This window comes from Streptomyces hebeiensis (assembly GCF_052983195.1).
This window is the reverse complement of the sequence record NZ_CM129812.1, coordinates 6062755-6078462: the sequence shown is the minus strand read 5'-3', so window position 1 is coordinate 6078462 and position 15708 is coordinate 6062755. Positions and strand designations below refer to the sequence as shown.

Sequence of the window (15708 nt, the reverse complement as noted above, 5' to 3'; positions counted from 1 at the left end):
GGCGCGGGCTTGGACCTCGGGGGTGAGTACAGCGCCATACGCGGCGGCCGTATTCCCTCCTCGGCTGTCACCTCTTAGGTCATCGCGCTGGTTCGAGGAGTGTTACGCCCAATCCACGTGGCCCGAGTCACACCCCATATGCGACAAACCATCCAGGGGTGCGTTTAAGGCCCCACAATCGCGTCGCCGGACCCCCCGGGTCCGGCGACACACGATGCGTACGCCCCGTACGCCCCTGACCGGGCCCGTGATCAGTGCTCGCGGGGCGCCGGAACGACGCGCTCCACCTCGGGCTGGACGGTGAGCAGTTGACGCATGGCCGATTCGGCGGCAGACGCGTCACCCCCGGCGAGGGCGTCGACGATCCGCGCGTGGTGGGCGAGCGAGGCATCGGTGGGACGGTCACATCCGGTGACCGGGCCGCCGGAGACCTGGAGCGCGGCGGAGACGATCCCCGAAAGGTGCTCCAGCATCCGGTTCCCGGCGAGCTGGATCAGCAGGGAGTGGAACTCGGCGTCCGCACGGGCGAAGGTGATGGCATCACCCTGGGTGTGGGCGTGCCTCATGATCCCCACCATGTCGGAGAGGCGCTGCTGGGCGTCCGTCCGGCCGTGCCCGGCCGCCAGGCGTGCGGCGAGCGGCTCGATCGTCCAGCGCAGCTCGCTCAGCTCCCGCCGCTGGTCGTCCCGCTGCGGCCCGAACGCGCGCCACTCGATGATGTCGGGGTCCAGCAGGTTCCAGTCGCTCACCGGCCGGACCCGGGTGCCGACATTGGGGCGGGCGCTGACGAGGCCCTTGGCCTCGAGGACGCGCAGCGACTCCCGCACCACCGTGCGGGAGACCTCGAAGCGCTGGCCGATCTCCTCCGGCACGAGCGGCCGGTCGGCGCCCAGATCGCCGGAGACGATCATCTGGCCGAGCTGCTGGACGAGTTGGCCGTGCAGGCCGCGGCCTCGGCTGGTCGTCGCCCGCCGCCCCACCCGGCCCAGATCAGTGCCGGCACCCTCCCAGACGGGGGTGGCCACGCGGTCGCCGACGGATGTCTCCGCGTAGGGGTAGCGGTCGAGTTCACCCGAGTCGGCGAGGCCGGTGTCGACGGAGCGGGCGGCGGTCATCATGGTGTGCGCAAGGGTACTCACGCATCCTTTGTCGGCGTTGCTCCCACCACCCTTGAGGTCTTTGGTGAAAAGCACACGAAAGGGTGATCGGCGCCCGCCCTTCAATTGACGCCTTATCGGAAAGAAGCGGGCTTTTTCAGGGGAGTTATGGGCAGGAAGGCACGATATGGCTGATTTTTAGTCACCAACGGACTCTGCGGGAAAGGCCGATGAACAGATACGCGCACAGCAGGGCCGTCAGCGACAACGCCAGCGCCAGGGCGAACGGTTGGGCGAGGAGCCCGGACAGGACCGGCAGCCACCGGTCGACCTGGTGCGACCAGTCCAGCCAGGCCGCCCAGCCGCTCTCATGCAACCTGCGCGTGAACCCGGCGGCGGTACGCACGGACGGACCGTCGAGCACCGTCCGGAGGAGGGGAACGACCACCGTCGGTACGACGACGACCGAGGCCACGCCGGCCGTCGTGATCCGGAACACCCCCGCGCCCAACAGCCCCACCCAGCCGCAGCCGACGGCCAGCACCGCCCAATCCACGGCGAGTTCGGGCCAGTTGCCAGGAACGGGGATGGCGTCCGCGCCGTACACCAGCCGCAGCGCGCCGAGGTCGGCCGCCGCCGTGACGAGCGCGAGGAGCAAGGCCGCGCCCGCCGTGACGGCGAGTTTGGCGAGCAGCAGGCCCAGTCGGCGCGGCACGCAGCCGCGCGCTTCGGCCAGGGCGGGATAGCGGAACTCCTCGCCGAACGAGAGCGCGCCGAGCAGTCCGGCCCCCAAGGCGGCGGGCGGCAGCGGCAGGAGCGCCGGCCAGGCGGCGAACAGGTCCGGAAGCGACGTGCGGCCGGCGCGGGCGAGCGGGACGGCGATCAGGACGGACAAGACGAGGACGGCGGCAACGGTGAGAAGGGCGGCGGGAGTACCGAACATCCGACGGAGCTCGTACCGCACCGGCCGGAGCGGACCGCGGACCGGGCGGCCGAGCCCTCGCGGCGTGCACCGACCGCCGCCGGTGCGGTCGTCACGGCCGTCCGTGGACCTCGGTCGGCGGTCACCCCTTTCGCGCCGGGCGTCGCCGGGCGTGCCACCGCGCGGGTGCCCGTACGGGGAACCGTCCGCACGGCCGGGGTCGGGGCGCGGCACGCGCACCGCCCGGTCGTCCGTACCGGGGGCCGGCGCGGGGACGAGGGCCGGCGCGAGGACGGAACCCGGCGCGGGGAGGGGACCCGGCGCGGGGACGCCGGTGTCCCCGATCTCGTCGGCGAGCTGGTGGACCAGCACGCCGTGCCGGAACGCGGTCTCGCCGATCTCCGGGCAGCTGCTGCCGTAGACGGTGATCCGGCTGCCCGCCTCCGTGACGACCTCGACGGAGCGCCTACGGGCCCGGGCCTCGCGGCTGAGAGCGTCCGCGAGGCGGGCCGCGTGCGGCGTCCTGACCGCGACGCGCGGGCGCAGTCTGGTGCGCGCGAAGGAGGCGACGTCCTGGGCGGCGACGAGACGCCCCGCGTCCAGGGTGACCACGTGATCGGCGGTGCGGGCGGCCTCCTTGGGGTCGGCGGTCGTGTACAGAACCGTGCCGCCCCGACCGGCATGCGCCCGCAACAGCCCGAACAGCCAGCCGCTCTCGCGCGGTGAGAGACCCGCCGAGGGAGCGTCGAGCAGCAGTGTGTGCGGATCGCCCAACAGGGCACAGGCGAGCCCGAGTCGGCGGTCCATGCCGAGGGAAAGGGTGCCCAGGCGTTCACCCCGCAGCGCACCGAGGCCCATGATGTCGAGGAGTTCGTCGGCACGCGCCGCGGGGACACCGACAGCCGCGGCCAACATCCGCAGCTGACCACGGGCCGTTCGCGCCGGATGGCCCGGCACGTCGCCGAGGAGTACTCCGATCTCGCGGCAGGGACGGCCGAGACGGTGGAGCGGACGACCGCGGAACAGGGTCGTCCCACGCCCCGGTTCGAGGTCGAGCATGAGCCGCAGCGCGGTCGTCTTGCCCGCGCCGGGGGCGCCGAGAAGGGCCGTCAGGGAGCCCGGTGGCGCCTCGAAGCTCAGATTGTCGACGGCGGGCGGGAGGTCTCGACGGGATTCGCTGGTCAGTCCGATCGCCTGGAGCATCGCTTCTCTCGCGGGAGATGGGACCACTCGGACGCTGAGTGGACACCGCAGCAAGATAACGCTATATGTCAGACTTTCAGCGCAATAGCGGTGTCCCGGGTGTGGAGTGTCCCCGCACCGGGCCGTTCCCGGCGGCAGCGGCGGCCGGGAACGGGTGCCGGTGTCAGACCTCGGGACGCAGCATGGGCGGGTTGAGGACGGTCGCCCCGCCCGCCCGGAACAACTGCGCGGGCCGGCCGCCCTGCCGGGTCGTGGTCCCGCCCGACGGGACCAGGAACCCCGGTGTGCCCGTGACCTTGCGGTGGAAGTTACGCGGATCGAGCGCCACACCCCACACGGCCTCGTACACGCGCCGCAACTCGCCGACGGTGAACTCGGGCGGGCAGAACGCCGTGGCGAGGGAGGAGTACTCGATCTTCGAGCGGGCCCGCTCCACCCCGTCCGCGAGGATCCGCGCGTGGTCGAACGCGAGCTGCGCCGTCTGCTCGCCCTCCCTCGCGTACCCGCCCTCCGCACTGAGCAGGTCCTCGACCGGGGCCCAGCGGGCGCTGTTCGCGTCGCCCCCCGCGCGTGGCGCGGGCAGGTCGGGCGAGAGCGCCAGATGGGCCACGCTGACGACCCGCATCCTCGGATCGCGCTCCGGGTCACCGTAGGTGGCGAGCTGTTCGAGATGGGCGGCGCTCCCCGGTGCCGAGGATGCCTCGTCGTGAGCGCACAGGCCCGTCTCCTCGGTCAGTTCCCGCGCCGCCGCCGCTGCCAGGTCCTCGTCACCGCGGACGAACCCGCCGGGCAACGCCCACCGCCCCTGGAACGGCGGCTCCCCGCGCCGGACGACGAGCGCGCACAGCGCGTGGCGGCGCACGGTGAGCACGACCAGATCGACGGTGACGGCGAAGGGCGGGAAGGCCGATGGGTCGTAGGGCGACATGCGGCGATCATAGTCGTCTGCCTGACGATAAACACTCCTTCCGTGCAAGGCACCGAGCACTTCTTCGCCGTCCCCGCGCCCCCTCGCGGCATGGCTCAGGTCCGGGCGCCGTCCCGTCGGCGGACAGCCGGGCGCTGGGCGCTCACCTGCCGCTCCTGGTGCCGCGCCTGCCGGTCCGCCCCCGCGCCCGCTCCGGGGCCGTCGTCGCGCCGGGACGTGACCCCGCGGCCGGGAGGGCCTTGCGTACGGAGCCCGGGTGGGCCGGGCGCGGCCCCGGCCGTCCGGACTTCGGGAGCGCCGCGCGCTGTCCGTGGCGGGCACGCTCCTGCCGCTCCGAGCGCAGGCAACGGCGCAGCGCTTCCGGATCGAGCCCTTCGTTGCACGCCTGGTGGAGCAGTTGGGCGAAGACGTACCGGGGGTCGGTCCGCAGGGCGAGCGCGAGAGCGACCCGGGCGGCCGGCTCGTCGCCGGTGGACCAGGAGACCCACGCCGCGAGGGTCAGCGGCGCCGTGGCGTACTCGCCGTACGGGCCGGCGCAGCGGCGGGCCAACGTGCGCCAGAGACGTAACGCGGGTGCCGCCTCGGGGCCTTCCATCCACTCGGCCGCGCGGTCCCGGGTCTCCCGGTCCTGAAGGCCGACGATGACGGCCGCGGCCTCGTCATGGCCGATGAGCCGGTCGTCCTCGGCGTCCTGGTCGGTGCGGCCCGTGGCGGGCACCGGTGCCTGCGCCAACCGCTCCATCAGCGATTCCGCCAGCTTCAGGGTTTCCTCCGCGACCTGTTTCCGGCCGGCTCCGGCCAGGATCCTGGGCACGAGCGCCGCCCCCGCGTCGTCCAGGGCCCGCGCCTGGTCCTCCGCCTCCGCGGCGGGCCACGGCGCCAGCCGTGCCTCCATCTCCCGCAGCGAGCCGCGCACCCGCACCCCGGCGTAGGCGGCGGCCGCGGCCATCACCGATGTGCCCGGCAGGGCGAGGCCCGTCCCTTCGGGCGGGCAGCAGCGGACGTCCGGACAGCAGTAGGACCAGAAGCGGCCCTCCGAGATGCACAGCACCTCGTAGACGGGGACGTCGAGGCTTCCGCAGGCGGTGCGCAGCCGCTGCGCCAGGGGACGCAGGCGCTCCATCACCCGCCGGCCCGTCTCTCCTCCCGCGGGGTCCTGGCAGAGGAAGGCCACGATGCCGTCGGGCCGGGAGCCACGCCGCTCGCTCCCCTCGATCAGGCACTCGGCGAGCTGCTCGGCCACCGGCGCCCATTCCTGCGGCGCCCGCGGGATGCCGAGCCTGAGCCGCCCGCCGAAGCGGCCCCGCTCGCCGTGCAGCGCGACCATGACGATGGAGTCGGTGGGGTGGAAGCCGAGCAGGTACGGCAGCGCGTCGGCGAGTTCCGCCGGGCTGCGCAGCGTGATCTGCTGCCCGTCGGCGGATCCGGTCGGTTCGTGGGATTCACGGTGCTGGTTCATGGCACGACCGTCCCGCATCGGACGCGCTCCCGCGACCCCTGTGGATAACTGTTGTCCACAGGCTCGGGGTCGCGTTGGCGCGGTGTCGGAGCCATCGGGTTGCATGGGGGCATGACCAACTCAGACCGCTCGGACCTCCGCGCCTCGGCCGACTCCGTCCTCGCCCGACTCGTCGGTGACACCACCGGCACCGCCCGCCTGCGCGAGGACCAGTGGCGGGCCATCGAGGCACTCGTCGCGGACAAGCGCAGGGCACTGGTCGTCCAGCGGACCGGCTGGGGCAAGTCGGCGGTGTATTTCGTGGCGACCTCGCTGCTGCGGCAGCGCGGCGCGGGCCCGACCGTGATCGTCTCCCCGCTGCTCGCGCTGATGCGCAATCAGGTGGAGGCCGCGGCGCGGGCCGGGATCCGCGCGCGGACCATCAACTCGTCCAACGCGGAGGAGTGGGGAACGGTCCAGGACGAGATCGCGGCGGGCGAGGTCGACGTCCTGCTGGTCAGCCCGGAGCGGCTGAACAACCCGGACTTCCGCGACCAGGTCCTGCCCCGGCTCGCGGCGGCGACCGGATTGCTGGTGGTCGACGAGGCGCACTGCATCTCGGACTGGGGCCATGACTTCCGGCCCGACTACCGGCGGCTGCGCACCATGCTCGCGGAGCTGCCGGCGGGCGTCCCGGTCCTCGCCACCACGGCGACGGCGAACGCGCGGGTGACGGCGGACGTCGCCGAGCAGCTCGGGACGGGCGCGGGCACGGACGCGCTGGTGCTGCGCGGGCCGCTGGACCGGGAGAGCCTCAGTCTCCATGTGCTCCGGCTGCCCGACGCGGCACACCGGCTGGCCTGGCTGGCCGATCACCTCGGCGAGCTGCCCGGCTCCGGCATCATCTACACCCTGACGGTCGCGGCGGCGGAGGAGGTCACCGCGTACCTGCGCCAGTGCGGGCACACCGTCGCCCCGTACACGGGCCGTACGGAGAACGCGGACCGCCAGCAGGCCGAGGACGATCTGCTGGCCAACAGGGTCAAGGCCCTGGTGGCCACCTCCGCGCTCGGCATGGGATTCGACAAGCCCGACCTCGGTTTCGTGGTCCATCTCGGGTCGCCCTCCTCCCCCATCGCCTATTACCAGCAGGTGGGCCGCGCCGGGCGCGGGGTGGAGCACGCGGAGGTGCTGTTGCTGCCCGGCACGGAGGACGAGGCCATCTGGCGGTACTTCGCCTCGGTGGCGTTCCCGCCCGAGGAGCTGGTCCGCCGCACCCTCGACGTGCTGGGGAACAGCGACCGGCCGCTGTCCTTGCCCGCCCTGGAACCGCTGGTCGAGCTGCGGCGCACCCGCCTGGAGACCATGCTCAAGGTGCTCGACGTGGACGGCGCGGTGCGCCGCGTGAAGGGCGGCTGGACGGCCACGGGGGCGCCGTGGGTGTACGACGCGGAGCGGTACGCCTGGGTGGCGCGGCAGCGGGAGGCCGAACAGCAGTCGATGCGCGACTACGCCGGGGCCACCGGCTGCCGGATGGAGTTCCTGCGCCGGCAACTGGACGACGAGGAGGCCGCCCCGTGCGGACGGTGTGACAACTGCGCGGGGCCGCGGTTCGAGACGAAGGTGACCGACGCCGCTCTGGACGCGGCGCGCGGGGAGCTGGGCAGGCCCGGTGTGGAGGTGGCGCCGCGCACGATGTGGCCGACCGGGCTCGCCTCGGTCGGTGTCGGTCTCAAGGGGCGCATCCCGGAGGGGGAACGGTCCTTCGCGGGCCGGGCGCTGGGGCGCCTGTCCGACATCGGCTGGGGGAACCGGCTCCGCCCGCTGCTGACGGAGCAGGTGCCCCCGGCCGATGCGGGTCCGGTGCCCGACGATGTCGCCGATGCCGTGGTGCGAGTGCTCGCGGACTGGGCGAAGGGCCCCGGCGGCTGGGCGTCGGGGGCGCCCGACGCACCGCTCCGGCCGGCCGGTGTGGTCACGATGGCCTCACGCGGCAGGCCTCGGCTGGTGGCCTCGCTCGGCGGGAGGATCGCCGAGGTCGGCCGGATGCCCCTGCTGGGCACGGTCACGTACGCCCCGGGGGCGGAGGGCACCCGGCCGTCCCGTACGAACAGCGCCCAGCGGGTGCGGGCCCTGCACGAAACACTGACCGTGCCGGCGGAGCTGGCGGACGCGGTCGCGTCGGCCGGTGGCCCCGTCCTGCTCGTCGACGACCTCGCCGACAGCGGGTGGACCCTGGCGGTGGCCGCCCGGCTGCTGCGCAGGGCCGGCGCGCAGGGGGTGTTTCCGCTGGTCCTCGCCGTTCAGGGGTGACAGGAGTGGACGGCAGGGACACGACGTGCGGGGATATACACGGCATCGGCGGGCATTCCAGGCGCCCGCGCCAATTGCTCGTTGCCGCACGCCCGTGCGACAGCGAGAATTGGAAGCGTCCCCGTACGGTCCGGCAGCGCCCGTTGGCGCCGGGCCGCGGCGCGCCCACTACCGCCTCTGCCCACCCGGTGGGCGCGTATGCGAAGGGAGGACCATTGACCTTCGGATCCGCTCCGTCCGCGTCCACGTCGATCAGCGCGGGGGCACGTTCCGTCAGCCACCCCACCAGGATGCTGGAACCCGCCGAATGGGCAGCCGCGGGAATTCCCCTGCTGCGCAACCCGCGTGAGGTCGTCAGTGGCCTGCACAGCCGGCACGAGCCCCTCGTGGGTACCGCCGTCGTGGCCGTCCTCGATCACGAGGAACGGCTCGCGGCCAGCGCCTCGTTCGTGCCGCGCGCCGCCCAAGTGGACGGTTGGGACTATCGCAACGCGCTGCTGGCCCACCTGCGCCGGGTCATCCCGCACGATCTGCGCCGTCGCACGCCGATACGCACCGCCGTCCTGCTCTTCTGCCGCGACGGCGACGAACGGTGGACGCCCCAGGACGGCGCCTGGATGTGGGGGCTGCGGGACGCCTGCACCCTGCACGGTCTGCGCTGCGGCGCGTACCTCGTCCTCACCGGGGGCGGCTGGCAGGTGCTGGGCGAGGGCCGTGGGGGCCGTCGCCCTCACTCCGCCTCCCCGCCCGCCGCGCTGGCGGAGTCGGTGGCCGAACCCGGCCCCGCTCCACCGGGCGGCGGTGGCACCGCCGTGGAGATGCTGCGCCGCACGGCCGCCCGCTGAGCGCCCGGACGACGGAGCCGCGCACCGAGTCCGGCGACGACCGGTCGCCCGGCGAACGCGCGGCGGCCCCGGCCACCCGGAAGGGGCGGCCGGGACACGGCCGGGCGTCGCCTCAGCCGCCCGCGCCGAGCACGTCCCGCACACGCTGGGCGTCACCGCCACACACGACGAGCAGCGCGCCCGCTCGTTCCCGGGCCAGGCGCAGTACCTGGGAAAGGGTGTCGGCGCCGCCGTTGACCGCGACCACCACGACGGGACGCGGCCGCGCACGGGCGACCGCGGCCGCGCCGGCGAAGAACACGTCGTCCCCGGCGTCGTGCTGGGCCCAGTAGGAGGCCTCGCCGAACGACAGCTCGTGCGTGGCCCACGGGTGCTGTTCCCCGGTGGTGAGAACGAGGATGTCGCCCGGCGCGCGACCGGAGTCGAGCAGCAGGTCGACGGCCTCCTCGGCCGCGCCGAGAGCAGCGTCGGCGGAGGTGGGGATCAGCTGGATCTGCGGACCGGACGACCCGGGCGCCGAGGAGGCGGAGGACGCCGAGGAGGAGTGAGCGGCGGATCCGGGAGCCTGGGGCTTCCCGGCGGAGTTGTGCGAGCGCTGCGCCGGCGGCGCGGGCCTCGCGGGACCGGGCCCCGGACGGCCGGGGCGCGGTGCGGCCGCGGAGCGCGGCCCGGGGACGGGTCGCGGACCGGGGACAGGTCGAGGGGTCGGCGCCGTACGGCCGCTGGCCGGCGTGGCGCTGGAACCCTGGGCTCTCTCGTGAATCTGAGGCTCCTGAGGGATGAGAGGCATGGCTGGTTGTCTATCAAACACCGGTGCGAAAAGCATCGGTTGGGTTCGGTTCGTGGGCGTATTCACACCCACGTGCCTGCCGCACCGGGAAGGCACGCAGGCCGTACGTTTCACCGGCGCCCCCGTACGGGGGACCGCCGCGCTCGAAGGGTCAGAAATCGAAGCCGAGTTGGCCCCCGCTTTCCAGCTCGGCGGCCGCGTCGGAGATCCGGACCTTCCTCAGGTGCCGCCACTGGGGCAGCGCGTCCATGTACGCCCACGACAGCCGGTGGTGCGCCGTAGGACCCCATTCCCTCAAGGCCGCCTTGTGCACCGGCGAGGGATAGCCGGCGTTGGCCTCGAAGGCGAAGGGGGCGTAGGCGGCGGCTCCCGCGCCCAGTTCGGCCATCATCGCGTCCCTGCGCACCTTGGCGAGCACCGAGGCGGCCGCCACCGAGACACAGGACTGGTCGCCCTTGATGACCGTACGCACCCGCCAGGGACCTCCGAGATAGTCGTGCTTGCCGTCCAGGATCACCGCGTCGGGCCGTACCGGCAGCGCCTCGAGGGCACGTACGGCGGCCAGCCTGAGCGCCGCGGTCATCCCGAAGTCGTCGATCTCCTCCGGGGAGGCGTGCCCGAAGGCGTGGGAGGTGACCCATCCCGCCAGCTCACCGGCCAGCTCCGTGCGGCGCTTCATGGTGAGCAGTTTGGAGTCGGTGAGACCGACCGGAGGTCTGCGCAGTCCGGTGACGGCCGCGCACACCGTGACCGGCCCCGCCCACGCCCCCCGTCCGACTTCGTCGACGCCGGCGATGATTCTGGCATCCGTTGTGGCGCGGAGCGAGCGCTCAACAGTGTGCGTGGGTGGTTCGTACGGCATGGCACCAGCAAGGTTACGCCGCCCGAACCCGGCGCGACAGACCGGGTACCGCACGCGGCTCGGGAACGTGGTTCGGTGACGGGATATCGGCGTCTTACGCGCGCGAAGCCCGGTTTCGGACCGCCCTCGGTCCGGGCACGCACCCCGTCGGCCGACCGAGGCCCGCCGACGGGGTGCCGGTCAGTCGGCCGGGCCGGGTTCGCCCTCGTACGGCATGCTCCTGCCCCGGTCGGCGCAGGACGCCGTGGCGTCGGGTTCGCGCAGCGCGAGTATCTCCCGTGCCCGGTGTTCGGACCAGCTCGTCGCGTACCACGGCTCGTCCTCGCCGCCCAGGTTCCGCTCGATGCCGAGCAGGGCGCACGAGCGCAGCGGCTCGGGCAGCCGGTCCAGCGCGGGCACCGCGTCGGCGGACAGCTGCTGGAAGTAACCGACGTCGATCTTCCGCTGCTGTTCGTAGAGGCGGACGTTGCGCTCCGCGACGAGCGCGTCCGGCGAGAGCAGCCCGTACGCGAGAACGGAGGCGGCGGCGCTCGCCGCGACGGCACGCGGCAGCCACCGTCCGCCGACGGCCCCGGCGACCAGCACCAGGATGATCACCACGCCGAGCCAGAGCTCCACCGCCGCCACCGAGATCCGCAGCCGGGTCAGCCCGTAGGCGTCGACGTACAGATCCATGCGGCGCAGGGCGGAGGCGACCACGACGAGCGCCAGCGCGCACAGGACGCCCAGCACGGTACGGACCAGGGTGCGGTCGCGGGGGCCGCCGCGCGGCGCCCAGCGCCCGGCGAGAGCGATGACGACGAGAACGAGGAACGTGACCCACAGCAACTGCCAGAAACCCTGGCGCGCGTACTCGGCGCGGCTGAGACCGGTCCGGGCCAGGACCTCGTCGTACCCGCCCAGGAGCACGGCGAGCTGCACGGCGATGAAGGCGGCGAAGAGGAGGTTGAGGACGATCAGCGGCAGCGCCCACTCGACTCTCCCGCGCGCCCGTCCCGGCGCCAGGGCGAGACGGTCCCAGCGCAGGGGGGCCGCCGCCGTGCGCGCGGCGGCGAGTGCGCCGCCGAGCCCGACCGCGAACATCAGGAAGCGCCAGGGCCCCTCCACGACCGGGACAACGGGGGTCAGGGCGCCGAGCAGATCGGCGAACGCGGCGTCGGCCGCCGAGAAGAGCGCGCCGAAGACGGTCAGCAGGACCGCGGCGACGGCGATCGTACGCAGAACGGGCATCCAGCGGCCCCGCGATCCTGCCATGCGGGCGCGCAGACCGTGCCAGCCCCAGGCGACGCCCGGGCCGACCGCCCCGATCAGGCCCAGCGGGGCGAACACGAGCCCCGCCCAGGTGCGGCTGCCGTGCAGGGCCAGCGCTCCGAGCGCGAGGGCGGAGACGACCGCGAGGAAGGTGGGCAGTCCGCCGTCCCGCAGGGCGGGCACTGTGAGGAGGGCCGGTCCGCCCACGGCCCACACCAAGGTCCAGGGGCGCGGGCGACGGGCGGCCGCTCGGGCCGCGAAGCAGGCGGCGAGGGCGGCCGGGGCCGCCACGATCAGCAGGTTCAGCCCCGCGCCGTCGGTCAGCATCAGGGCACCGAGCAGGGCGGTCGCCAGGACCGACCAGAGCGTGGCGGGGCGGATCCGGGCCGGGGCGGCGGCGCGGACCGCGACGGCCCAGGCGGGGGGTCCGGGCGGCGCGGGCTGCCACTGCCGCCAGTCGGGCGCCGCGGTGGGGTTCGGGCGGGCCGGAGGCGTCCCTCCGGGGGACGGTCCGGGTGAGGGCTCCGGCCTCGGGTCCGGGCCCGGGTCCGGTTTCGTCTCCTGCGCCGGTTCCGGCTCCTGTCCCGGCGCGGGCTCGGTCGGTCTGCCTGTCATGGGTCCCCTCCCCGGCCCGGTCCCGTACGGCGGCGACGCGGCACGCCGGGTCCGGACATCTCGGTGACGCATGCCCGTCAAGATCATCAGGGCGTGGGCCGAAAGACTAACCATGGGGATCCGGACATCAGTTCGCCCGCCGGGGAGTGTGGCAGGACCGTGACATCCCGCCGCGCCGTCTCGCGGCGCGGCGGGCCGGCGGAAATCCCGCGACGCGCCGGTAGGCGTGCCGGCGGCCGTGTCAGTGGGACGGCACGGTGGGCACCCAGTCCGGCGGCTCTTCCGTTCGTTCCCGCCAGAGCGCCGGAGGCGCCCCCGCGTCCGCCGCCGCGAGCACTCCCCCGACGATGGCGCAGGTGGTGTCCACGTCACCGCCCACCTGGGCCGTCGTCCAGAAAGCACGCTCGAAGTCGCCCAGCGCACGCGCCGCGGACCAGAGTGCGAAGGGAACGGTGTCGTGCGCCGCGGTGCGCCGCCCGCAGCCGAGGACGGCCGCCACGGTGGCCGCGTCGTCGTAGTCCAGCATGTCCCGCGCCCGGCGCAGTCCCGCGCCGACGGCGGTGCGCGGCAGCAGTGCCACCACCGCGTCCAGCAGTGCCTCGGCGCCGCCGCCCGGGTCCGTCGGCCCCGGCGTGTCCGGTCCGGCCGCCACGAGCGCCGCGGCCGCCGCCACGGCCATGGCGCCCGCCACGGCCTCGGGGTGCTGGTGCGTGGTGTACGCGGAGATCTCGGCCTGGTGCGCGGCCTGCTCCGGTTCGCCGGCGTACCAGGCGCCGAGCGGGGCGATCCGCATCGCGGCCCCGTTGCCCCAGGAGCCCTGCCCGTTGAAGAGTCCGGCGGCCAGTTCCCGCCAGTCACCGCCCTCCCGGACCAGCCGGAGCATCCGGTTCACGGCGGGCCCGTAACCGCGGTCGAAGTCGTGGCGCTCGGCGAAGGACCGCGCCAGCGCGTCCTGGTCGATCCGGCCGTGCGCGGCCAGGACCGCCACGACCGAGGCGGCCATCTCGGTGTCGTCGGTCCACTGCCAGGGCCCGGGCGGGAGCTCCCGCCGCTTGAGGTACGGAAGGTTCGACGGGACGAAGAACTGGGAGCCCAGGGCGTCTCCGACGGAAAGCCCCCGCAGACTGGCCAGGGCCCGGCCCAGGCGCCGGCCGGGCACTCCCGCCGTATCGGTGGGGTCGGATGTGGGGAGGTCTTCCCGCGGGCTCCGGTCAGGTGTGTGGTCAACGGTCATCGCGATGTCACCCTATCCAGTGGGACCGTACGGTTCGGGAACGCGCCAGCGCTCGAACGGCCTGTCCAAGGTGTACCTGTCGTCCGGGCCGAGCTCCAGGACCCGGGTCTCCCCGTTGCCGGGGTTGGACAGCGACTCGAACTCCGCCACCGTCCAGTGGAACCACCGCATGCAGAACAGCCGCATGGTCAGGCCGTGCGTCACCAGGAGGACGTTCTCGGGCGCGCCGGGCTCCCCGAAGCTCCGGTGGAGGGACTCCAGGAAGGCGCTGACCCGGTCGTACACGTCGGCGCCCGACTCCCCTTGGGCGAAGCGGTAGAAGAAGTGCCCGTAGGCGTCGCGGTACGCCTTCTGGAGCCGTACGTCCTCCCGGTCCTGCCAGTTCCCCCAGTCCTGTTCCCGGAGCCGCGGCTCCTCCCGCACCCGTACGAGCTCCGGATCGAGGGCGAACGCCCGCAGCGTCTCGTGGGCGCGGCGGTAGGGGGACACGTACACGCTCACGCGCTCCCGTCCGAACAGCTCCCGCAGCCGCGTACCGGTGTGCTCCGCCTGCCGGCAGCCCTTCCCGGTCAGTCGCAGGGCGTGGTCGGGCTCGCGTTCGTACACCGAGTCGTCTGCGTTGCCCTCCGACTCGCCGTGCCGGACGAGAACGATGCGTCGCGGTCGTGCCATGCCTCAGAGCCTACGGCCCCGTCCCCCGGCACCGGGACAGCCGGATGACACGCGTCAGACCGTCCAGGACGGCTCAAGATCGACGATGTCACCCGCCAGGGCCGCCACGTCCGCGGCCGTCTGCGCGCGCAGCGTCAGCCGCTCCACCCGTTCGACCCGGTACTTCCCGTGCTCGGCGGCCGACTGCCACATCGACAGCACGATGAACTCGTTGCCGGGCGCCTCTCCGAACAGTCCGCGCACCATCCCCGGCGATCCCGCCATCGCGGGGTTCCAGACCTTCTCCTGCATCAGGGCGAAGTGCTCCACCCGGTCCTCGTGCACCTTGCAGTGCGCGACCCGGACCACGTCCGCGTCGGTGAACCGCGGCTCGAAGCCCGTCTTCACGTCGAAGCGGTAGTCGAACAGCCTGGCCTGCGTGTCCTTGTGCGTGCCGGACTGCGCCGCGGCGAGGCGGTCGTGCGAGCGCGCCATGAAGGAGTCGTAGAACGCTCGGCTCTCCCAGAAGGAGAAGATGTGCGCGACATCCGGCCGGGTCCTGCTCCAGCCCCCGCTCTGCCCCCGGAACCCCGGTTCACCGAGCAACCCCGCCCATTTCCGCTGCCCGCGCTCGAACCCTCGTCGGTCGATCACGGTGCAGCGAATCCACTTGACCAGCACCGCGCCATCGTACGGGGCGCGAGGTGGCGTCCGTCACGCTCGTACGCCGACGTGCGTCACGCGCGTGCGGCCGGCGTCCGTCACGCTCGTACGTCCGGATCGCCGCCCCCGACCAGACGGGTGTCCGGCCGTCTCCGGCCAACCGCCCCGGCCGGCAAGCGCGTTGTCGGTGGAGCCGTCTAGCCTTGCGTACGAGGCTCGGGGATCCGGCCCCGGTTCCGAGGAGGGAAAAGTCGTGAGCAACCTCAACAGAGGAGTGGCCAAGGTCGAGGTCACGCTCAAGTGGGATCCCAGTCCGCTGGGCGCGGCCCCGCACGACCTGGATCTGGTCGCCGCGACCTACACGTCGGAGGGCGCGGGCGCCGCTCCGGACTACCTGGTGCACTTCGACAGTCGTTCGCCGGACGGGACGATCACCCTCGACCGGCAGAGCCGGACGGGGCAGGGCTTCGGCTCCGACGAGGAGATGACGCTGGAGCTGGAGCGGCTCGCGCCCAGGTACACCCGCGTGGTGGTGGGCGTGGTCATCCAGCAGCGCGACGGGCGGCGGACGTTCGCCGACATAACCGGTCCGGCGGTCCGCGTGCTGGAGGGCTACACGGAGCTGGCGGAGCACGACTTCTCCGCCGTCGCCGGTGCCACGGCCGCGACCTTCGCCGAGTTCACCCGCGACGCCTCGGGAGCCTGGCGGTTCCGCACGGTCGTGCGCGGTTTCGACACCGACCCGCAGTCCTTCGGTTCCGTGATGGGCGACCTCGCCTGACCGGGGCCGCCCGGCCCCCCGTACCACCCGGGCCCTTCGGGCGGCACGCCCCGAGGGGCGGCGAGCCCACCGGCTCACCGCCCCTCGGACAGCGTCCCTCACCACCGGGCCCCAC

Annotated in this window: 13 protein-coding genes; 3 read left to right on the top strand and 10 right to left on the bottom strand. The window is 73.7% G+C overall.

Features of this window, described 5'->3' with window-relative positions; all coding sequences use genetic code 11:
- Window positions 1–251: 251 nt before the first annotated feature.
- From ACU6P3_RS26060 to ACU6P3_RS26045, 4 genes are all read right to left on the bottom strand, one after another.
- Complete coding sequence (locus ACU6P3_RS26060) at window positions 252–1139, bottom strand: FadR/GntR family transcriptional regulator (RefSeq protein WP_447194350.1); 888 nt, start codon at window positions 1137–1139, stop codon at window positions 252–254.
- Window positions 1140–1299: 160 nt separating this feature from the next.
- On the bottom strand, window positions 1300–3222 hold the full coding sequence (locus tag ACU6P3_RS26055) for an ABC transporter ATP-binding protein (protein ID WP_447194349.1): 1923 nt from the start codon (window positions 3220–3222) through the stop codon (window positions 1300–1302).
- Between the two features lie 163 nt (window positions 3223–3385).
- Window positions 3386–4150: an NUDIX hydrolase gene (locus tag ACU6P3_RS26050; protein WP_447194348.1), complete on the bottom strand. Its 765-nt coding sequence runs from the start codon at window positions 4148–4150 to the stop codon at window positions 3386–3388.
- Window positions 4151–4292: 142 nt separating this feature from the next.
- Window positions 4293–5609, bottom strand: a complete 1317-nt coding sequence (locus ACU6P3_RS26045; protein ID WP_447194347.1) for a DUF4192 domain-containing protein — start codon at window positions 5607–5609, stop codon at window positions 4293–4295.
- A 111-nt stretch (window positions 5610–5720) separates the two neighbouring features.
- On the opposite strand from ACU6P3_RS26045, the gene ACU6P3_RS26040 reads away from it, so the two are divergent.
- Window positions 5721–7901 carry a RecQ family ATP-dependent DNA helicase gene (locus ACU6P3_RS26040; protein ID WP_447194346.1) on the top strand — a complete coding sequence of 727 codons (2181 nt, stop codon included), beginning with the start codon at window positions 5721–5723 and terminating at the stop codon, window positions 7899–7901.
- 215 nt (window positions 7902–8116) lie between these two features.
- The gene (locus tag ACU6P3_RS26035) at window positions 8117–8746 is read left to right on the top strand and encodes a hypothetical protein (protein WP_447194345.1); all 630 of its coding nucleotides are present in this window, start codon (window positions 8117–8119) and stop codon (window positions 8744–8746) included.
- Between the two features lie 112 nt (window positions 8747–8858).
- Here the strand turns inward: ACU6P3_RS26035 and ACU6P3_RS26030 are convergent, their stop codons facing one another.
- The 6 genes from ACU6P3_RS26030 to ACU6P3_RS26005 form a co-directional block, all read right to left on the bottom strand.
- Window positions 8859–9536: a hypothetical protein gene (locus ACU6P3_RS26030; RefSeq protein WP_447194344.1), complete on the bottom strand. Its 678-nt coding sequence runs from the start codon at window positions 9534–9536 to the stop codon at window positions 8859–8861.
- 151 nt (window positions 9537–9687) lie between these two features.
- The gene (gene rnhB / locus ACU6P3_RS26025) at window positions 9688–10398 is read right to left on the bottom strand and encodes a ribonuclease HII (protein WP_447194343.1); all 711 of its coding nucleotides are present in this window, start codon (window positions 10396–10398) and stop codon (window positions 9688–9690) included.
- Between the two features lie 180 nt (window positions 10399–10578).
- The gene (locus ACU6P3_RS26020; protein WP_447194342.1) at window positions 10579–12264 is read right to left on the bottom strand and encodes a DUF4153 domain-containing protein; all 1686 of its coding nucleotides are present in this window, start codon (window positions 12262–12264) and stop codon (window positions 10579–10581) included.
- A 241-nt stretch (window positions 12265–12505) separates the two neighbouring features.
- Window positions 12506–13498: an ADP-ribosylglycohydrolase family protein gene (locus tag ACU6P3_RS26015; RefSeq protein WP_447194341.1), complete on the bottom strand. Its 993-nt coding sequence runs from the start codon at window positions 13496–13498 to the stop codon at window positions 12506–12508.
- Window positions 13499–13510: 12 nt separating this feature from the next.
- Window positions 13511–14170, bottom strand: coding sequence for a histidine phosphatase family protein (locus tag ACU6P3_RS26010; protein ID WP_447194340.1), 660 nt, complete (start codon window positions 14168–14170; stop codon window positions 13511–13513).
- Between the two features lie 54 nt (window positions 14171–14224).
- Window positions 14225–14830 (bottom strand): YdbC family protein, encoded by a 606-nt coding sequence (locus tag ACU6P3_RS26005; RefSeq protein ID WP_447194339.1) that lies wholly within the window; start codon window positions 14828–14830, stop codon window positions 14225–14227.
- Between the two features lie 235 nt (window positions 14831–15065).
- Between ACU6P3_RS26005 and ACU6P3_RS26000 the strand changes: the two genes are divergently transcribed.
- A complete protein-coding gene (locus ACU6P3_RS26000) occupies window positions 15066–15593 on the top strand; it encodes a TerD family protein (protein ID WP_447194338.1) in 528 nt (175 codons plus the stop codon).
- The last annotated feature ends 115 nt before the right edge of the window (window positions 15594–15708 follow it).